This window comes from Desulfovibrio oxyclinae DSM 11498, assembly GCF_000375485.1.
GTDB classification, from domain to species: domain Bacteria; phylum Desulfobacterota; class Desulfovibrionia; order Desulfovibrionales; family Desulfovibrionaceae; genus Pseudodesulfovibrio; species Pseudodesulfovibrio oxyclinae.
In genome coordinates this window covers 68,616-86,801 of the sequence record NZ_AQXE01000004.1, presented here as the reverse complement: position 1 = coordinate 86,801, position 18,186 = coordinate 68,616, and the positions used below count along the sequence as shown (strand labels likewise).

The window sequence follows — 18,186 nt, the reverse complement described above, 5'->3', positions numbered from 1 at the left end:
TTCTCGGGGGGCTTTTTGCGCTAAGATGAAACCATGCGCAAATATCTTCTGCTCATATTCGCAGTGGCGGCAAGCCTGCTGCTGTGCCTCGGCACTCCCGCATCCCATGCGGGTCCGAAGCTGTTGCGCTTGGGGGCTGACCAATGGCCGCCCTACGAGTTCTTCGTCAATGGAAAACTCTTCGGCATCTCGGCTGACGTGACGCGCAGTGTGCTCCGCAATATGGGCAAGGACATTTCGAAAGTGGAAAAGGTGCCGTGGAAGCGCGGCCTTGAGCTGCTGGAATGGGGCGATCTCGACGTGCTGGTCTCAGGCGTCCGCACGGCTGGACGGGAGCGGAAGCTCATCTATCCGAGTGAGCCTATCCTCACCGCCTCGTGGAGAATCTTTACGCGAAGCGACTCTCGCATACGGGAAGACATCGATCTCAAGGGTGCTCGGGTAGGTGTCGTGCTCGGGTATCAATACCCTGAGGGCTACCTCGACAACTTGAAGCGACGCGCCCGGGTCCAGCAAGTCAGTTCCGACGAAACCAACATTCGCAAGCTTGCCAACCAGCGGCTTGACGCCATCATTGCGGACAATGACAACGCACTCTGGATACTCAAACGACTTCGGCTGCAGGAGGACATCCACCCTGTGGGCGAAGCCATCGGAACGCGGCATGTTTACCCTCTCTTCAGCCGCGAGACGGTTTCCGTGGAATTCGTCGAGGAGTTCTCGCGGGAACTCAAACGATTCAAGCAAACAGACGCCTATGCCGATATTCTGAAGCGGTATTCGCACTGAACGCCCTTTACAAGCGCGTCGAAGCATCGCACACTGCCCCTGCCCGACACTTCGGGCGGCGAGTCGTCATGGATAAGAGAATTCTTCTGCACATCTGCTGCGGCCCCTGCTCCATCAGCGTCATCCGTTCGCTGCAGGATCAGGGATTCGCGGTCACGGGGCTGTTCCACAACCCCAACATCCACCCGCTCACGGAATACGTGAAGCGGCGCGACGGCTGTCTTGACGTGGCCGAACGGCTCGGGGTCAAGGTCATCGTCAAGGATGACGAGTACGCGCCGCGCGACTTCCTGCGGGCCGTGGCCTGGCGCGAGGACAACCGCTGCTTCCACTGCTACGCCATGCGGCTGGAGCGCACCGCATCCATCGCCAAGCGCGGCGGATTTCCCTTCTTCAGCTCCACGCTGCTTTACAGCAAGATGCAGAAGCACGACGAAATCGCCGCGCTCGGCAAAGACATGGCCACGCCCAAAACCGCATTTCATTACGAGGACTTCCGCACGGGTTGGAAGGAAGGCATCGAGACTTCCAAGGAGTGGGGCATCTACCGTCAGCAGTACTGCGGATGCATCCACAGCGAATTCGACCGCTATCACCGCGAACTGAACTCCGGGAGGGGGGAATGATCGACCTCAGTCGCTCGCCCGTGGGCAAGATATTCAGGCTGGAAGTCATCCTCTTCGCCTTCGTGCTCAATCCCCTGATGAAGTTGAGCAGCGCCCTGTCCGCCGGGGATATGGAAATGGCGCGCACACAGGGGCTCGCCCTTGCGGTCTATCTCATCCTCGCGTGGTTCACGTGGCGGCGACAGGTGGTGGCGACATGGGGCGCAAGCATCCTCATGGTGGTCAACGGCGGCCTGACCGTGCTCAACTTCGGCGCGGCCGTCATTCTGGGCAAGGCTTTCGAAACCCCGGTCAGTGCGCCGCTGTATCTGCTGGATCTGGTGATCGGCCTGTACTTCCTCTATGCTGGGACCGTGGTCTTCCGCCAGCGGCCCTCGTGGAAACGCCGCTGATGCCGGGGACCCATAAGCCGGGCACGCAGGTGGCCCCGGCCTTTCCCTTCCTCGCCGACCAGTCCGGCGGCTCAAAGGCGGCAAAACCCGCGCCCGGCGGCATGTTGCTTTACATCCACGTGCCGTTCTGCCGCTCGCGCTGCAATTACTGCACGTTCCATTCGCAGGCTTTCGACGACATCAAGTTCGCGTGGTATCACAAAGTGCTCCAGCAGGAGATCGCCCTCTGGGGAAAGCGGCTCAAGAAGCCAAAACTCCAGACGGTCTATTTCGGCGGCGGCACGCCGAGTCTTTATCCGTTCGGCAAGCTCGACGAGACCATGCGCACGCTACGCAAGCACTTCCGGTTTCAGGAAGGCATGGAGATCACGCTGGAGGCCAACCCGGACTCCGCCTGCGATACCAGCTGGTTCCGGGCCCTGCTCTCCATGGGCTTCAACCGCCTCTCCCTCGGCGTGCAGTCGCTCAAGGACGAGGACCTCGCCCTGCTGGGCCGGCCGCATTCATCGGCAATGGCGGTCTCATCCTTTCATCAGGCACGTGATGCCGGGTTCGGAAACATCAGCCTCGATTTCATATGGGGCCTGCCGGACCAGCGGCTCAAGAGCTGGATCGACCAGCTCAAGGAAGTGGCCGAGCTCAAGCCGGAACATATCTCCGCCTACAGCCTGACCATGGAGCCCAAGGCCCCCATGACGCGAATGCTCGAATCCGGCGAGATCACCCTGCCTTCGGACACGGAGCAGGGCCGCATGTTCATCTACGGCGCCGAATATCTGGAGTCCATGGGCTACATGCATTACGAGGTGTCCAACTTCGCCCGCATGGGCTTTGCCAGCCGCCACAACAGCGGCTATTGGGAAGGACGCGATTACCTCGGCCTCGGCCCGTCCTCGGTCTCCACCATCGGCCGCAGGCGCTTCACCAATCCCCGGTACCTCGACGAATACGACGCCGCCGTGCGCGGTGCCTTCGCCGGAGACGACTTCGAGCAACTCTCGGACGCCGACCTGCTGCGCGAAATGGTCATGCTTTCCCTGCGCACCGCCAAGGGACTCGACCTCAAGGCGTTTCGCGAACGCGCTGGATACGACCTCGTCAAGCGGCAGGAAAGGCTCATAACCGCGCTGCACCGCGAAAATCTCGTTCGAATCGTTCAGGGCAGGCTCAAGCTCACCAAAAACGGCATGCTCGTCTCCAACGCCATCATCCGCAGTCTCATCTTCGAAGAATAATTCGCCCAGCCCTTCCTCTCCTGTTTTCCGGTTCCGTGCCGGAATACTTTCGCACGCCCTGTCAACAGGGAATGTTGCCCCCGAAACACCCGTGTTCCACCCCGAAACGCCTCCTGTGGCGGACCGGGGCTATACTGACCGCCTCTTGCAATCACAACCCGCAAAGGAGGCAGATCATGGGTGGTGCATCATCGCTTGTATCCTCGGCCCTCACGGTGGCGTCGCAGTTCGCCGGAGGCGGAGGCTCCTCACGGTCCTCTCAGGCCGACATCATGGAAAAACAGCGCAAACGGCGCGAAAAGGAAAAGCGTCAGGCCGAGGCCGACGAACGGCGAAAGGAGCGCGAACGTCGTCGCGAAGCGGCCCTTCTGGAAGAGAAGCGCCTGAAATCCTCCAAGGCCAGACAGCCCGCCCTCGCGCGCATGACGCGCGACCCCGACGACGACTCCCGGCTCAAGGAAACGCTGGGAGGCTGATATGGAAAACAAGGAACTGGCCGAATCCGTCAAAGAACGGTTCGGCAGGCTTGAGGAACGGCGGGCACGCTGGGTTCCGACGTGGCGCGAACTCGCCGCCTACGTGCTGCCGCGCAAGGATCGATTCGGCGAGGCGAACGCTCCGGTCAAGGGGGAAGACCGCATCTTCGATTCCACCCCGTCCCATTCGCTGGAACTGCTCTCGTCCGCACTCTGCGGCCTGCTCACCAATCCGGCCGTGCCGTGGTTCGACATACACCCCGCGGATCGCGAAACTGCCGACCGCGAGGATGTTCGCACCTTCCTGACCGAAGTGCGGGAACGCATGACCGCCGTCTTTAACAGTGAGAACACCGGCTTCCAGACCCACGTGCACGAGCTGTATCTTGATGTGGCCCTGTTCGGCTCCGGTGTGATGTACGTGGAAGCGGACCCGGACTGCGTGGTGCGCTTCAACACTCGCCCGCTCGGTGAAATATGCGTGGCCGAGGATGCGCGCGGCATGGTGGATACCGTCTTCCGCCGCTACGAGCTTACCGCCCGGCAGGCCGTGCAGGAGTGGGGCGACGACTGCTCCGACGAGACCCGCAGGCTGGCCGACGAGCAACCCGAATCAACGGTGGAGGTACTGCACGCGGTCTTCCCCCGCGACGATAGGGATCCCTTCGGCATCGGAGTGATCAACTTCCCGTGGTGCTGTGTGTATCTCGAAGCCCGCTCCGGCCACCTGCTGGAAGAGTCGGGCTATCTGGAGATGCCCTACATGGTGCCGCGCTGGTGCAAGACGTCCGGCGAAACATACGGGCGCGGCCCCGGACTGACCGCGCTTTCGGACATCCGGGTGCTCAACGCCATGGCCAAGACCGCGCTCATGGCGGCGGAGAAGATGAGCGACCCGCCGCTGATGGTGCCGGACGACGGCTTCCTCGGTCCCATCCGCTCCGGCCCCGGCGGACTTTCGTACTACCGCGCAGGCTCAAACGACCGCGTGGAGGCGTTGCCTGTCCATGCCGATCTGCGCTCGACGCAGGGCATGATGGAGCAGCGGCGCGAATCCATCCGCCGCATATTCCTCGGCGACCAGCTGGCCCCGGCCGACGGTCCGGCCATCTCGGCCACCGAGGCGGTCATCCGACAGAGCGAAAAGATGCGCGTGCTCGGCCCGGTGCTCGGCAGGCTCCAGACCGAACTGCTCGGGCCGCTGGTGCGCCGCGTCTTCAACATCATGTCCCGCACCGGTGCCCTGCCGCCCATGCCCTCCGGCATGGAACCCGAAGACTTCACCGTCCGCTACGCCTCTCCCGTGAACATGGCTCAGAAACGCTACGAGGCGCAGGGAATGCAGCAGGCAATGCAGTATCTGGCCCCGCTCATGGGTCAGGGCGATCCCTTCGGACTCATGGACAACTTCGATCCTGACCGTGTCGCCCGCCACGCCGCTGAACTCTTCGGCGTGCCCGCGGACTACCTGCTCCCGGAACAGGCCGTGGCCGAGAAACGAAACGACAGGGCGCAGTCCGCCGGGCAGGCGCAGCGGTCCCAGACGGTGGAACGCATGGCGGGCATCGCCAAGCTGCTTTCCGAGGCGGACATGAGCAAATCCAACGCCCTCACGGAGCTGATCAAAGCCTCGGGCGGCGATCCCATGAGCGTCATCATGGGGGCGACTTCTCCCGCCGGACCCGCTCCCGGCAATGGAGGTGGCGATGCGGCCTGATGATCCGCTGGAACTGCACAAGAGCTACCGCCGCATCTTTGAAACGCCCGATGGACGCAGAGTGCTGGCGGATCTCGAAGCGCGCTCCTTCGTACACGGCAGCAGCTTCAACCACGATCCAGGCCGCATGGCCTTCAACGAGGGCAGACGCAGCATGAGCCTGCACGTTCGCCACATGCTCGACCCCGACAACTTCAACCCGCAGAATGGAGACCCCCGATGAACGAACAACAGATCAACGACTGGCGTCAGAGCCTGCCCGAAGACTGGACCGTGCGCGTGCGCACCGAGCAGGGCGAACAGGAGATTCCCCTGCGCGAGCATCCGGCGCTTGCCAAATACGCCACCAAGGACGAGGCCGTGAAAGCACTCGTCCACGCCCAGCGCATGCTCGGCAGACGCCCCGAAGGATACATGCCTCTGCCCTCGGAAGACGACGGGCAGGGCTGGGAGGAAGTCTGGAGCGCCCTTGGCCGTCCCGAGTCTCCGGCCGCCTATCGCCTGCCGGATTTCGACCTGCCCGACGGCGTGGAGATCCGTGAAGACCTCATGGAGGAATTCCTCGCCCGCTCCCACCAGCTCGGCCTCAACGAAACGCAGGCGTCCGGACTCTTCGAGTGGTTCATCCCCCGTGTGCTGGACACCATGCATGAGGACGGCATGGAAGAGGAACGGCGCTCCCGGCAGGAAATGGAAACCCTGCGCAACGCACATCGCGGCGACATGCCCAAGGTACTGGAACAGGCCCGCCAGACCGCGCTGGCCGTTGGCGGCGAGGAGCTGCTGGACGCGCTGGAATCCACCCGGGCCGGAAACCGTGCCGCCGTGATCAGCGCTTTTGCGCGCATGGCCCCGCTGGTGCTTGAAGGACGCTTCAAGGGACGCAAAGGCATGGAGGACGGCGAGGTCAGTCCCCAGAAGCTCAGGGAGATGATGCGTGACCCGCGTTATGCCGATCCCACCCGTCGCGATCCGGAATTCGTCAAGCGCATCGAGGACGGGTTCCGCTCGCTCTACCCCGCACAGGCCGGGACGCGCTAACAGTCGATTTAGACGAAGGACAAAAGAAAAACCCCGGCACAAGCCGGGGTTTTTACTTGGAAAATCCGTCGGAAGGAGAGTAAATGACGAATCTTCCCATGGTCAGTTACGGTCAGTTCGGCAGGGTTGGAGGCACTGGGTCCGCCTGCTTCGGAGGAGAAGTCTTGGCGGGGTGTCGGCGCTAGGGTCAGGTGCTTTTCTGCTCTACAGCGAGTCTCGCCGACCGGGTCCACAGGTGATGCGGTCATCGGCCCTGCCTGCCTGAAATGCGGTCTGCGGGGAATCTAGTTGCTTTACCTCATCCAATCCAATAATTAAGTTTTATGATGTCGTTCGAGATTTTTTATCGCCTTTTGGAGCCGGAATGGAACTGTATCAACTGAAAACGCTCGTAACTGTTGCCGAAGAGCGACATTTGACGCGCGCGGCCGAAAAAATGCACGCAAGTCAGCCAAGCCTCAGCAACCACATCCGGGCGCTGGAACGGGAGTTTGAGACACGCCTGTTCGTGCGCACGCCCAAAGGCATGGAACTGACCCACGCCGGAAGACGCCTGCTTCCCAAGGCTCGCGAAGTGCTGGCCGCGGCAGAATCCTTCGGGAACGAAGCGCGCCTGCTCAGCGACGAGCTTGTCGGTGACGTGCGGATCGGCCTGAACACCGACGCCGAATACCTGCGCATCGTCCAGCTGCTGGGCGACCTCGGAGAGCGGCATCCGCGCATCACCCTGCAATTTTTCCAGAGCTCCAGCGGACAGATCCTTGATTCGCTGCGACAAGGCAGGCTCGACGCGGGCTTCGTGTTCGGCTCCTTTTCCTCCAAGGACCTCGACAGCCGCCATCTGGAGCAAACGGTTTACTACGCAGCATGCTCCGAGGAGTGGGCGCAGGAAGTGCGCGACGGCGACCTGAGCGACCTCGCCGCCCTGCCGTGGATCCAGACCGCCAAGGACTGCCCCTGTCAAAGCCTGCTGGACCGCATCCTCGCCGCGAGGGGGCTCAAGGCCGAGACCACCGTGCAGGTGGACGGCGACGAGGTCACCAAGGTACTCGTGGCGGCAGGACGCGGCGTGGGCGTGCTGCGCCGCGATGAAGCCGAGGCCGCCGGACGCATCGGCAGTCGCATCTACTGTCACGAGGTGGAAGGACTGGAGATTCCCCTGAGCCTCGCCTACGGACGCCGCAGGGACGAAGACCCGGTGCTGCGCGTCGTGATCGAAGCCGTGGAACGCGTCTGGAATCCGGAGTTCAAACAGTCGTTCACGTCTTGAAAAAATCGGCGTTTTCCCCTAAACCACGTCACATCCCAACACCCAAACAGGGAGCGTTCCATGAAAGTTCTGGTTGTCGGTTCCGGCGGGCGTGAACACGCCCTGTGCTGGAAGCTCGCCCAAAGCCCCAAGGTTGACGAAATCATCTGTGCGCCGGGCAACGGCGGCACGGCCCAGACCGGGGAAAACGTCCCGGTTCCGGATGACGATATCCCCGCACTGGTTCGGCTCGCCAAGGATCGCAAGGTCGATCTGGTCGTGGCCGGACCCGAGCTGCCCCTTGTTCTAGGCCTTGAAAACGCCCTGCACAAGGAAGGCATTCCCTGCTTCGGCCCCAACGCCTACGCAGCCAATCTCGAAGGCTCCAAAGCCTTTTCCAAGAACGTCATGCACGAATCCGGCGTGCCCACCGCACCCTTTCGCGTCTTCGACGAATTCGTGAACGCCAAGAACTTCGTACGCGAAAAAGGCGCGCCCCTCGTGGTCAAAGCCGACGGCCTCGCCGCGGGCAAAGGCGTCGTGGTGGCCACCTCCGAAGAAGAAGCCATCGAAGCGCTCGAAGACATGATGGTCCGCAAGAGCTTCTCCTCCGCAGGCGACCGAGTCGTCGTCGAAGAGACCCTCAAGGGCGAAGAGGCCAGCTTCCTCGCCTTCTGCGACGGCGAACACTACGCCCTGTTGCCCTCCAGTCAGGACCACAAGGCCGTCTTCGAAGGCGATACCGGCCCCAACACCGGCGGCATGGGCGCCTACAGCCCCGCCCCCATCCTGCCCGAGGAAAAATACGAAGAGACCGCCGAGGCCGTCATCCGGCCCATCCTCCAGCACCTCGCCGCCAAGGGCCAGCCCTTCAAGGGCGTGCTCTACGCCGGACTCATGTTCGACGGCGACACCCCCAACGTGCTTGAATACAACGTCCGCTTCGGCGACCCCGAGTGCCAGCCCCTGCTCATGAGGCTCGACACCGACATCGTGGACATCATGATGGCCTGCATCGAAGGCCGCCTTGACGAAATCGACGTCAAAGTGCGCCCCGAAACCGCCATCTGCGTCGTCATGGCCGCCGACGGCTACCCCGGCGACTATCCCAAGGGAATGGAGATCAAGGGCATCGACGAGGCCGACAAGCTCGAAAACGTCAAGGTCTTCCACGCAGGCACCAAACTCGAAGATGGCAAGATACTCAGCAGCGGAGGACGCATCCTCGGTGTAACCGCCCTCGGCTCCGACCTCGCTGACGCCAAGAAACGAGCCTACGAAGCTGTCGAAAAGATTTCCTTCGACAAAAGCTACTACCGTCGAGACATCGGCGACAAAGGCCTCAAGCGCCAAGCATAAAGGAGAGTGATCATGACCAAGGTAGCCATTTTCATGGGTTCCATTTCCGACGAGGAAAAAATGCGCCCCTGCTCCGACCTGCTCAAGGAACTCGGAGTCGAACACGTCTTTACCGTCAGCAGCGCACACCGCACCCCGGAACGCACCGCCAAGCTCGTGTCCGAACTCGAAGACGACGGCGTGCAGGTCTTCATCTGCGCAGCAGGACTCGCCGCACACCTCGCCGGTGCCGTGGCCGCCAAAACCACCAAGCCCGTGCTCGGCGTGCCCCTTACCGCATCGCCCCTCGGCGGCATGGACGCCCTGCTCGCCACCGTCCAGATGCCCCCGGGCTTCCCCGTCGGCACCCTCGCCCTCGACAAGGTCGGCGCCAAAAACGCCGCATGGCTCGCCGCACAGATCATCGCCCTGCACGACACCGAAGTGGCCGAAAAAATCAAGGCCGCACGCGACGGCTTCAAGGAATCCGTCGAAAAAGCCGCCGCCTCACTGTAAGGCATCCCGCTAAGAACAACAAAAAGGCCGCCGGATTGATCCGGTGGCCTTTTTTGTGCCTCCGGCGGGCCCTTCAGGCGGACCCTTTCAGGGGGACCAAAGGGGCGGGCCCCCTTTGGAATCCCTGGGTTGTCAGCGGGGTTGCAGCTGTCGGGTCCATGCGATCGCACAATCCGCGTCCAAGCTGCAACCCCGCTGACGGGGAATTGGATTCTGTGCGTCTTGGCTGACGAGCTTCTGTAGCAGGAGTTTGTTAAGGAAAACTTCCTCAACTCATAGGTTTATCACCAGAAATCCCCCAACATTGTTACTCCCCTGTCAACTCAACAACCGCCATCAGCCGCCAGCGAACTTCGGCTTTCGGAAAGCCGGGTGCGGCTTGGCAACACAAAGGTTTTTGGAGATTCTCAAGACCCTTTTTTCCAAAAAGGTCCAGCCTAGGTCCTCGCCCCCTTGAATGTCATTTACATGGTATCACAGTTCATAACTCACAGTAAAACCCCTAAATAAATGACTTTCCTTGATTCCGCTGTGGTTGAGCATCGTGTGCATAGCGTGACATGACTTCAGGTGGTTACGCATAGTGCTGCTGGGTTTGTCCCACAAAAGGGTCTTAAGTCGCCGGAGGCACCTCGCCATGAACTCGTGCTGAATGCTTGCCTTGACAGTCGGACAGTTCAACCAATAGTGGTTGCGCATGGATTTGAGCTCTATTTCCAGAAAGATACGGTATGCGAAGATTCTTTTGTTTTCTTTGCTGCTGCTTTTTGTGTTCGGCATTGTCGGGTTCATGTTTCTGGAGAAGATTTCCGTCATTGAGGCGATGTATCTCACCATTGGGACATTGACGACGGTTGCTCCGTTCGATTTGCATGACGAGGGTCGCGTTTTTGCGCTGATCCTCATTTTTTTCGGGTTCGGGCTGGTGGCTACCACGGCGGCGTTTATCGGCAACATCTTTCTGGATGCCAACGGGCTGGAATTGTATCGGAGGCGCAAGGTGCAGAAAAAGCTTCAGAAATTTTCAGATCATTACATCATCTGCGGTCATGGTCAGATGGGCCAGATTGTTGCCGCCGAGTTGCAGCAAAGCGGCAAGGAATTAGTGGTTCTGGAGCGGGAGGAGCAGGCTTTGATGCGTTGCCGAGAGGCGGGCATCACGTATCTCGATCAGGATGCGACGGACGAGGAAGCGCTTGTCGAGGCTGGAGTCGAACGTGCCAAGGCGGTCATTTCACTGGTTAACCGTGATGCGGATAATGTCTTTATCGTGGTCACGGCACGGGCGCTCAATCCGGACATTTTCATCAGTGCGCGGGCAAACACCAAGGGTGTGGAAAAGAAACTCTACCATGCCGGGGCCAACCACGTAGTCTCCCCGTATGCCAGTGCGGCGGTGCGTATCATTCAGAATATTCTTCGGCCCACGATAACGGATTTTCTTGATACGGCCATCAGCACCGAGGGTGGGCTGCCGTTGCAGCTGGAGGAGCTCAAGGTGCCTGATGACGCGCCTTTCGTGAACCGCACGCTCATGGATTCCCGCATCCGCAATGACTTCGACCTGATCATCGTCGCCATTCAGCGCCGCAACGGCTCGCGGGTGTACAATCCGTCTTCGCTTGAGCCTATCAATGCCGGGGATACGCTCATTGCCATCGGCCCGCGCGACAATCTGGACCGGTTCATGGAGATGCTCTACGGCCCTGAAGCCCTGACTTGATCCCTCTCGACTCTCTAGCGCCTTTCGAGGAGTGATCTGCGCTGTCCGGACGGGCAACACGGGTCAATCCAGTTTCATATCCAGCAGTTGCAGTTCGGAATAGAGCAGGTCCACGCATTCCGCCGGAATTTCTTCCGAGAGATAGAACCTCGGGGAGGCGATGGTTTCCACAGTTGCGTCGAGGGGCTGAGGACCGGGATGAAAACGCTTGTCCGCAGCGAGGACGTGGTTGTCGTCCCTGAGCAGCGCGTTGGCGATGTCCTGCGCGTGTGCGGCGAGAAATGCGGGGTTTGAGCGGTAGAGCACGTCGTGGTAATGCACGCCGCCATTCTTGATGGCCTCGTTGGTGATGAGAAGGCACTGGTTGCAGTTGGTGGAAACGAGGTAGGGCTTGATGTTGAAGGGCAGGTTGTCGAGCATGACGCGGGAGTGCTCGCATTCGACCTTCCAGCGGATGGATTCCGGGTCGTCGTCCACGCAGATGACGGTCTGGGGGTCGCGCTTGCTCCAGACGAGCCGCTGGGTATCCAGGGGCTGAAGACCAAGTTTCCTGAAGAGTTCTATGCGCTTGGGCGAGAGTGAAAAAACGGTGTAGGTGGTGTCCCGACGCTCGATGGCTTTTTTGACCAGGCCGGTTCCCAGTCCCTGCCCCCGATACTCCTTGCGCAGATACCACGAGGTGAAGTTGACGAACCGTTTCCACTCGTTGCCGATGCAGCGCCGGGAACAGACGTGGCCGTGAAAGCCGACGATCTCCCCTTTGTCTTCCACGACAAGCCCGAGTTCCGGCTCCGCGATGCACCAGTCGCGCACGAACAGACGGGACCATCGCTCTGGCGAGAAGTCCGGATTCATGTGGTTGTGGAGCAGGTTGCAGACCTCTTCCACGTCGTCCATCTCCATGGCTCTTATGATCGCTGTCATCTTTTCTCCTGCCATATGTGGGCCGCCGATACGGGCCGGGCGGCCGGGTGGCTGTTCAGAACGTCCAGTAATGATTCAAGGAACGACCACGCCGCCTCGTCCATTTCGAGGTGGTGGGTGAGGATGCCCACAGGACGGGGCTGTGCGCTTGCCGCTTGTCGTTGCAGCTCTTCCACAAGGGGATTGATCGCCTTGCGCTCACCGGCAAAGCGGGCCGGGCCTTTTTTCCAGCGCAGCAGGTCGCTATGGGCATGGACCTGAATGAAATCGAGGGTCGTCGGGGGCGGATTGTCGGCGTCGGCGGAGAGTCCGATAAAGCCGGCCTCCGGCAGCATCGGGAGTAGCTCCGGGGCGATATTGTTCCATGGGGGGACCAGCACCGGGACGAAGCGGGAGCCGAAGATTTCGCCTAACAGGCGGCGGCCCCGAACAAGCTCAGACACCACGCCCTCGGCGGGGCGGTGAAGGCCGAGCTCCCAAGAACCCGCACCCTTCGGGGCATGGTCGGTGTGCGCGTAACCGTGCTGTATGATGGTGATTTGCGGATGACCTTCCAGCCGTTTGGCCAATGCGGGACCGGTGGCGGCCGGGATGACGGAAAGGGCGCAAGGAAAGCTCCTGCTGCCGGATATCTCCAGCAGGCGGTCGAGCGCAGGGGAAGCTTCGGCGGCGTCATCATCGCGCCACCAGAACTCCACACCCTGTGCGAAAAGCTTGTCGAGCATGCTTGTAAGGGAGTCTTTCAGACCTTGTTCCATGCTAACCTCGCGGCCACCGATTGTTAGCAGAATTGTCGGGGATTTCAACTCTCTTGGTGATGCCGGAACTTGGTTCGCAGACCCTTTTAAATATAGAGCACACCGTGAAGGTGACTGCTATACGAACGGCTCTTTTGCGCCAAGTTATGGACAGGATGATGCTTCGGAGTTAGGGTGCCACTGTTTTGCATAATCGACTTTTTCCCCAGGCGGCTTCATGAGCTCGGGCACCTTCAATATTCTGATGTACTCGCACGATACCTACGGGCTCGGCCATATCCGCCGAACCATGGCCATCGCGCGCCATCTGGTCAGCCCCGAGGTCAACATTCTCATTGTGACCGGCTCTCCCATCGTGGGACGCTTCAGCGTTCCCGAAGGGGTTGATTTCGTTCGTGTTCCGGGAATGATCAAGAAGAGCAACAAGGTCTACGTTCCCCACTCCATCAAGGTGGACCCCAAAAAGGCCATCGGCATTCGCAAGAAGATCATCACGGCAACCACCAAAGCGTTCGACCCGGATCTGTTCGTGGTGGACAAGGTTCCTGTAGGACTCAAGGGCGAGGTGCTGCCCATTCTGCGCTGGTTCCGCAAATGCCGCCCGCAGACCGACATCGTGCTCGGACTCCGGGACATTCTTGATGACGCCGAGAGCACCCGTGCGGAATGGAAACGCAAGAAGTATTACGAAGTGCTGCGCGACCTGTATTCCGAAGTGTGGGTTTATGGCGAACAGGAAATGTTTGACCCGGTGAAAGAGTACAGCTTTCCCGAGGATGTAGCTGCCAAAACGCATTTCACGGGGTACATCCCCCGGCGCGTGCCCAAAATCCGGGCGCCGCGACGCAAGGAGAAGCTGGTGGTGGTCACCATCGGTGGCGGTGGCGACGGCTACCCGGTGCTGGATACTTACCTGAAAATGCTTGAGCAGAACGGAACGGTCGGCTTCCGCACGCTCATGATCACCGGCCCTTTCCTGCCATCAGATATGCTCGACGCTCTGGCCGAGCGTGCCCGCAAACTGAACGTGCGCATCGTGCCCTTTGTCAAGAACATCGAAAAGAAGATGGCTTCGGCGGATCTGGTCATCGGCATGTGCGGGTACAACACCATGTGCGAGATTCTGTCCCTGAAGAAGCCGGCGCTGGTCATCCCCCGCGACAATCCGCGGCGCGAGCAGCTCATCCGTGCTGAAGTATTCAAGGAAAGCGGCCTGATCGATTTCATCGAATGGAACAAGGTGAACCCCGAACTGATGCGCGAGAAGGTCGAATCCATGTTGGAAGACCCTTCCCCCTATCAGCAGGCCATGAACGACTTTTCCATGACCGGGCTCGATTTCATGCGCTCACGGCTCGAACGTTTTCTTGAGCGACGCGACGAACGGTGCAATGCCCGGCCCGAGGACAACAAAGAATGAGCGACGAACCGGAACGCATGAAACTCGGGATGGTCCTCAAAGGCTATCCCAGAATCTCCGAAACTTTCATATCCAACGAAATCAGGCTGCTAGAAAAGATGGGATTCGACATCCACATCTTTTCCATGCGTGAGCCGCGTGAGAGCTTCACCCACGGGTCCGTGCGCGAGATCCGCGCCGGGGTCACCTATTTACCCGAATCCATGGTAGCGGGGCTGCCCGCCATGGTGTGGAACACGCTTGCCTGCATGGTCGAGCGGCCCGGACGATTCTTCTCCGGCCTCAAGCTCATGGCCAAGCGTTTCAGACTCGCTCCCAAAAAGCACACGTGGCTCAAGCACTGGATGCAGGCCTGTTTTCTGGTGCGCAAGGCCAAAGGTATGGGACTGGCGCATCTGCACTGCCATTTTGCGCACACCCCCACCACGGTGGGGATGTATGCGGCGCACCTTGAGGCAGTCCCGTTCAGCTTCACCGCCCACGCCAAGGACATATACACGCAGGCCCCCGAACGCATCCTCGACAAGCTCGACCTGGCAAAATTCGTGGTCACCTGCACCAAGTACAATGAGCGGCACCTCTCCGGCATCGCCCCGGCAAACAAACCCGTTCACTGCGTCTACCACGGCATCAACCTCAAGCTGTTTGACCCCGAAGGGCGACCCCTGGCGGCCGAGCCGCCGTATACGGTCATGACCGTGGCCCGCTTCGTGCCCAAGAAGGGACTCGACACCGTGCTCAAGGCCCTGCGCATCCTGCGCGACCGGGGACTCGACGTTCGCTACGTTCTGGCCGGTGACGGCGCAGACCGCGAAAAAGTGGAAGGCTGGATTCACGAGATGGACCTATCCGACGTGACGGAAATGACCGGCACCATCGCCCATGAGCAGGTGCTGGAGCACTACCGCAGTTCGGACCTGTTCGTTCTTGGCTGCCGCATGGCGGAAGACGGCGACCGCGACGGCATTCCCAACGTAGTGGCCGAGAGCATGGCCATCGGCGTCCCGGTGGCAGCCACCGACGTTTCCGGCGTGCCGGAACTGGTTCGCCATGGCGAGACGGGGATGCTCTGCCCGCCGGATCAGCCCGAGGCTTTGGCCGACAACATGCAGCGCCTGCTCACCGACGCAGACCTGCGCGCCAAGATCATTCCGGCGGCGCGGCAGAAAGTGCTGGACGTTTTCGACAACGAAAAGCTCATCCATGACCTTGGAGAAATCTACATCTCCCATCAGGTTCCCTGCCCCGGACGCTCCTGATCGCCTCCGGCGGCAAATAGCGACATGCTTCATTGTAAAAAGGGCGACCGCCGCGGCGGTCGCCCTTTTTCTGTCGGATATCCCGCTCCATCTACTGACGAACGGAGGCCTTCTTGATGACGATGGGCTTGAGCGGCACGTCACTGAAACGACCCTGACGTCCCGTGGGGACCGCTACCATTTCATCGACCACTTCCATGCCGCGAATGACCTTGCCGAAGGCGCAGTATCCGGGATTGCCGGAAGAGGCGTTCAGGAAGTCGTTATCCTGCACGTTGAAAAAGAACTGGCTCGTGGCGGAGTTGACCTTCTGGGTGCGGGCCATGGCGATGGTGCCGCGATCATTGTCGAGGGCAAAGGCCGCTTCATTGACGATGGGATCGTGAACCGGCTTGCGACGCATTCCGGCCTCGAAGCCGCCCCCCTGCACGATCTTCATGTCCGGAGAGTCGATGACACGATGAAAAATGGTGCCGTCATAAAATCCTTCCTGCACGTAGCGCAGAAAATTCTCAACGGTTTTGGGAGCTTTGTCCGTATACAGCATGATCATGATCGGCCCCATGTTGGTTTCGAACGTGACCACCTTGTTGGGAGCCGCCTGAGCCGGTGCGGCCAGCATCAGCGAAAGGGCCAGTACAAGTGCGGAAAAAAGACGCATCGGATACCTCCGGGTAATTCGATTTGGATGATGGGGCAGGATAATTCAATCGAATAAACAGCGCAATAACCGCCGCATATCGAATTTTTCACTCCATTTTCTGCCTCAAACGAATGTTTATTGCAATTTTGTACAAAGTTCATTACGTCTATCTTGCTTTTCTGCTCAACACTAACCCTTTTTCACAGCGAGGTGTGACTCATCATGCTACGACGGAACTTCTGGCTCGTCGCTCTCATGGCGCTCGCCGTGCTTTCGGTGGCGTTCCCGGCACTTGCCGCGGACGCCTCCAAAGGCCCGGCCAACGCCGCAGCCTTCGGAATGCTTACCCTCATTCCGCCCGTGGTCGCCATTGTGCTGGCCTTCATTACCAAGAACGTTATTCTGTCCCTCTTTCTCGGCGTCTTCTCCGGCTGTTTCATGCTGGATCTCAAGGGATTCGATCTCTATTCCGCCTTCGTTGACGGATTCCTGCGCCTGTCCATGGAAATTCTCTACTCGCTGGCCGACAGCTGGAACGCGGGCATTGTGCTCCAGTGTCTCGCCATCGGCGGCCTGATCGCCCTCGTCTCCAAGATGGGCGGCGCCAAGGCCATCGCCGACGCACTGGCCAAGCGCGCCAAAAGCCCCCGCAGCTCCCAGTTCGTCACCTGGGTCATGGGCCTCTTCATCTTCTTCGACGACTACGCCAACTCCCTGACCGTCGGCCCGATCATGCGCCCGGTCACCGACCGGCTCAAGGTCTCCCGCGAGAAGCTGGCATTCGTCATCGACGCCACCGCGGCCCCCATTGCGGGCATCGCGCTGATTTCCACCTGGGTCGCCTATGAAGTGGGCCTTATCCGCGACGGTTACAACGCCATCGGCGTGGAAGCCAACGCCTACGGCGTGTTCGTGGAAACGATCCCGTACCGCTTCTACAACATCCTCATCCTGTTCTTCATCATCTGCACCATCTGGTTCCTGCGCGAGTACGGTCCCATGCGCAAGGCCGAAATCCGCGCCCGCAAGACCGGAAAGGTGCTGGCCGACAACGCCAAACCCATGATCGCCGATGAAGCGACCGGACTGGAACCCGAATCCCACGTGGTTCCGAGCATCTGGAACGCCATTGTCCCCATCGGCACCCTGATCGTCGCTGCATTCCTCGGCTTCTATTTCAACGGCTACAACGCCATTGATGACCCCGCACTGCTCGAAAAGATCAACGCCTCGCCCCTGTCCTTCGACGCCATGCGCGAATGCTTCGGCGCCTCCGACGCATCCGTGGTTCTGTTTCAGGCCGCGCTCATCGCAGGTATCGTCGGCATGGCCATGGCAGTCTTCCAGCGCATCATGCCTGTGAAGGACGCCATCGAGACATGGGTCACCGGTGTCAAGTCCATGAACATCACCGCAGTCATCCTGCTGCTGGCATGGTCCCTGTCCGGCGTCATCAAGGAACTCGGCACCGCAGCCTACCTGGTCAACGTGCTCTCCGACGCCCTCCCGGCGTTCCTGCTGCCGAGCATCATCTTCATCCTCGGCTCCATCATCTCCTTCGCCACAGGCACTTCCTACGGCACCATGGGCATCCTCATGCCTCTGGCGATCCCCTTGGCGTTCGCCCTGAACCCGGCCCCGGACTACGTCGTCATGAACGTCGGCGCCGTCCTCACCGGAGCCATCTTCGGCGACCATTGCTCCCCCATCTCGGACACCACCATCCTGTCCTCCATGGGTTCGGCGTGTGACCACATAGACCACGTCAAAACGCAGCTCATGTACGCCATCAGCGTCGCCACCATCTCCATCCTGTTCGGCTACCTGCCCGCAGGACTCGGCGTGCCGCTCTACATCACCCTGCCCGGCGGACTGCTCGCAGTCGCACTCACCGTGCGATTCGTCGGCAAGCCCGTCGACGCACAGGCCTAAAACAACCAAGCGGAAAAGCTATCCGGCAATAAAAAGGGAGGATCGAACGATCCTCCCTTTTTTCATGGGATGCCTCCGGCGGCTCTCCGAGGGCTTAAGAACCCTTTTGCAAAAGGGTTCTTAAGAATCTCCCAAAAACTTTTGGATT

18 protein-coding genes are annotated in these 18,186 nt (G+C 60.3%); 15 read left to right on the top strand and 3 right to left on the bottom strand.

The features are described 5' to 3' along the window. Positions 1 to 33 precede the first annotated feature (33 nt). The 12 genes from B149_RS0105760 (at position 34) to B149_RS0105705 (ending at position 11,102) form a co-directional block, all read left to right on the top strand. The gene (locus B149_RS0105760; protein WP_018124225.1) at positions 34 to 789 is read left to right on the top strand and encodes a substrate-binding periplasmic protein; all 756 of its coding nucleotides are present in this window, start codon (positions 34 to 36) and stop codon (positions 787 to 789) included. Between the two features lie 68 nt (positions 790 to 857). After that, positions 858 to 1,415 (top strand): epoxyqueuosine reductase QueH, encoded by a 558-nt coding sequence (locus tag B149_RS0105755; protein WP_018124224.1) that lies wholly within the window; start codon positions 858 to 860, stop codon positions 1,413 to 1,415. Next, positions 1,412 to 1,807, top strand: coding sequence for a hypothetical protein (locus B149_RS0105750; protein WP_018124223.1), 396 nt, complete (start codon positions 1,412 to 1,414; stop codon positions 1,805 to 1,807). The genes B149_RS0105755 and B149_RS0105750 overlap by 4 nt, the downstream gene beginning before the upstream one ends. Next, a complete protein-coding gene (hemW, locus tag B149_RS0105745; protein WP_018124222.1) occupies positions 1,807 to 3,042 on the top strand; it encodes a radical SAM family heme chaperone HemW in 1,236 nt (411 codons plus the stop codon). Before B149_RS0105750 ends, hemW begins: the two co-directional genes overlap by 1 nt. A gap of 176 nt (positions 3,043 to 3,218) precedes the next feature. Continuing rightward, positions 3,219 to 3,518: a hypothetical protein gene (locus tag B149_RS0105740; protein WP_018124221.1), complete on the top strand. Its 300-nt coding sequence runs from the start codon at positions 3,219 to 3,221 to the stop codon at positions 3,516 to 3,518. Position 3,519: 1 nt separating this feature from the next. Beyond that, complete coding sequence (locus B149_RS0105735) at positions 3,520 to 5,235, top strand: portal protein (protein WP_018124220.1); 1,716 nt, start codon at positions 3,520 to 3,522, stop codon at positions 5,233 to 5,235. Beyond that, positions 5,225 to 5,458 carry a Bbp19 family protein gene (locus tag B149_RS0105730; RefSeq protein WP_018124219.1) on the top strand — a complete coding sequence of 78 codons (234 nt, stop codon included), beginning with the start codon at positions 5,225 to 5,227 and terminating at the stop codon, positions 5,456 to 5,458. Before B149_RS0105735 ends, B149_RS0105730 begins: the two co-directional genes overlap by 11 nt. Next, the gene (locus B149_RS0105725; RefSeq protein ID WP_018124218.1) at positions 5,455 to 6,276 is read left to right on the top strand and encodes a hypothetical protein; all 822 of its coding nucleotides are present in this window, start codon (positions 5,455 to 5,457) and stop codon (positions 6,274 to 6,276) included. Before B149_RS0105730 ends, B149_RS0105725 begins: the two co-directional genes overlap by 4 nt. A 364-nt stretch (positions 6,277 to 6,640) precedes the next feature. Further along, positions 6,641 to 7,546 carry a LysR family transcriptional regulator gene (locus tag B149_RS0105720; RefSeq protein ID WP_018124217.1) on the top strand — a complete coding sequence of 302 codons (906 nt, stop codon included), beginning with the start codon at positions 6,641 to 6,643 and terminating at the stop codon, positions 7,544 to 7,546. A 60-nt stretch (positions 7,547 to 7,606) separates the two neighbouring features. Continuing rightward, entirely contained in the window at positions 7,607 to 8,884 is a 1,278-nt protein-coding gene (purD, locus tag B149_RS0105715) for a phosphoribosylamine--glycine ligase (RefSeq protein WP_018124216.1), read from the top strand. A 12-nt stretch (positions 8,885 to 8,896) separates the two neighbouring features. After that, entirely contained in the window at positions 8,897 to 9,379 is a 483-nt protein-coding gene (gene purE, locus B149_RS0105710; protein ID WP_018124215.1) for a 5-(carboxyamino)imidazole ribonucleotide mutase, read from the top strand. Positions 9,380 to 10,076: 697 nt separating this feature from the next. Further along, complete coding sequence (locus B149_RS0105705; RefSeq protein ID WP_018124214.1) at positions 10,077 to 11,102, top strand: potassium channel family protein; 1,026 nt, start codon at positions 10,077 to 10,079, stop codon at positions 11,100 to 11,102. Between the two features lie 63 nt (positions 11,103 to 11,165). Here B149_RS0105705 and B149_RS0105700 read toward each other — a convergent pair whose 3' ends face one another. Together B149_RS0105700 and B149_RS0105695 are read right to left on the bottom strand one after the other, a co-directional pair. Further along, positions 11,166 to 12,026 carry a GNAT family N-acetyltransferase gene (locus B149_RS0105700; protein ID WP_018124213.1) on the bottom strand — a complete coding sequence of 287 codons (861 nt, stop codon included), beginning with the start codon at positions 12,024 to 12,026 and terminating at the stop codon, positions 11,166 to 11,168. Beyond that, complete coding sequence (locus tag B149_RS0105695) at positions 12,023 to 12,784, bottom strand: polysaccharide deacetylase family protein (RefSeq protein WP_018124212.1); 762 nt, start codon at positions 12,782 to 12,784, stop codon at positions 12,023 to 12,025. The genes B149_RS0105700 and B149_RS0105695 overlap by 4 nt, the downstream gene beginning before the upstream one ends. A gap of 217 nt (positions 12,785 to 13,001) precedes the next feature. On the opposite strand from B149_RS0105695, the gene B149_RS0105690 reads away from it, so the two are divergent. After that, positions 13,002 to 14,204: a glycosyltransferase family protein gene (locus tag B149_RS0105690; RefSeq protein WP_018124211.1), complete on the top strand. Its 1,203-nt coding sequence runs from the start codon at positions 13,002 to 13,004 to the stop codon at positions 14,202 to 14,204. Further along, positions 14,201 to 15,463, top strand: a complete 1,263-nt coding sequence (locus B149_RS0105685; RefSeq protein WP_018124210.1) for a glycosyltransferase family 4 protein — start codon at positions 14,201 to 14,203, stop codon at positions 15,461 to 15,463. The genes B149_RS0105690 and B149_RS0105685 overlap by 4 nt, the downstream gene beginning before the upstream one ends. A 91-nt stretch (positions 15,464 to 15,554) precedes the next feature. On the opposite strand, the gene B149_RS0105680 is transcribed toward B149_RS0105685, so the two are convergent. Next, positions 15,555 to 16,124 (bottom strand): peptidylprolyl isomerase, encoded by a 570-nt coding sequence (locus B149_RS0105680; RefSeq protein WP_018124209.1) that lies wholly within the window; start codon positions 16,122 to 16,124, stop codon positions 15,555 to 15,557. 237 nt (positions 16,125 to 16,361) lie between these two features. Between B149_RS0105680 and B149_RS0105675 the strand changes: the two genes are divergently transcribed. Next, entirely contained in the window at positions 16,362 to 18,038 is a 1,677-nt protein-coding gene (locus B149_RS0105675) for a Na+/H+ antiporter NhaC family protein (protein WP_018124208.1), read from the top strand. Positions 18,039 to 18,186 lie beyond the last annotated feature (148 nt).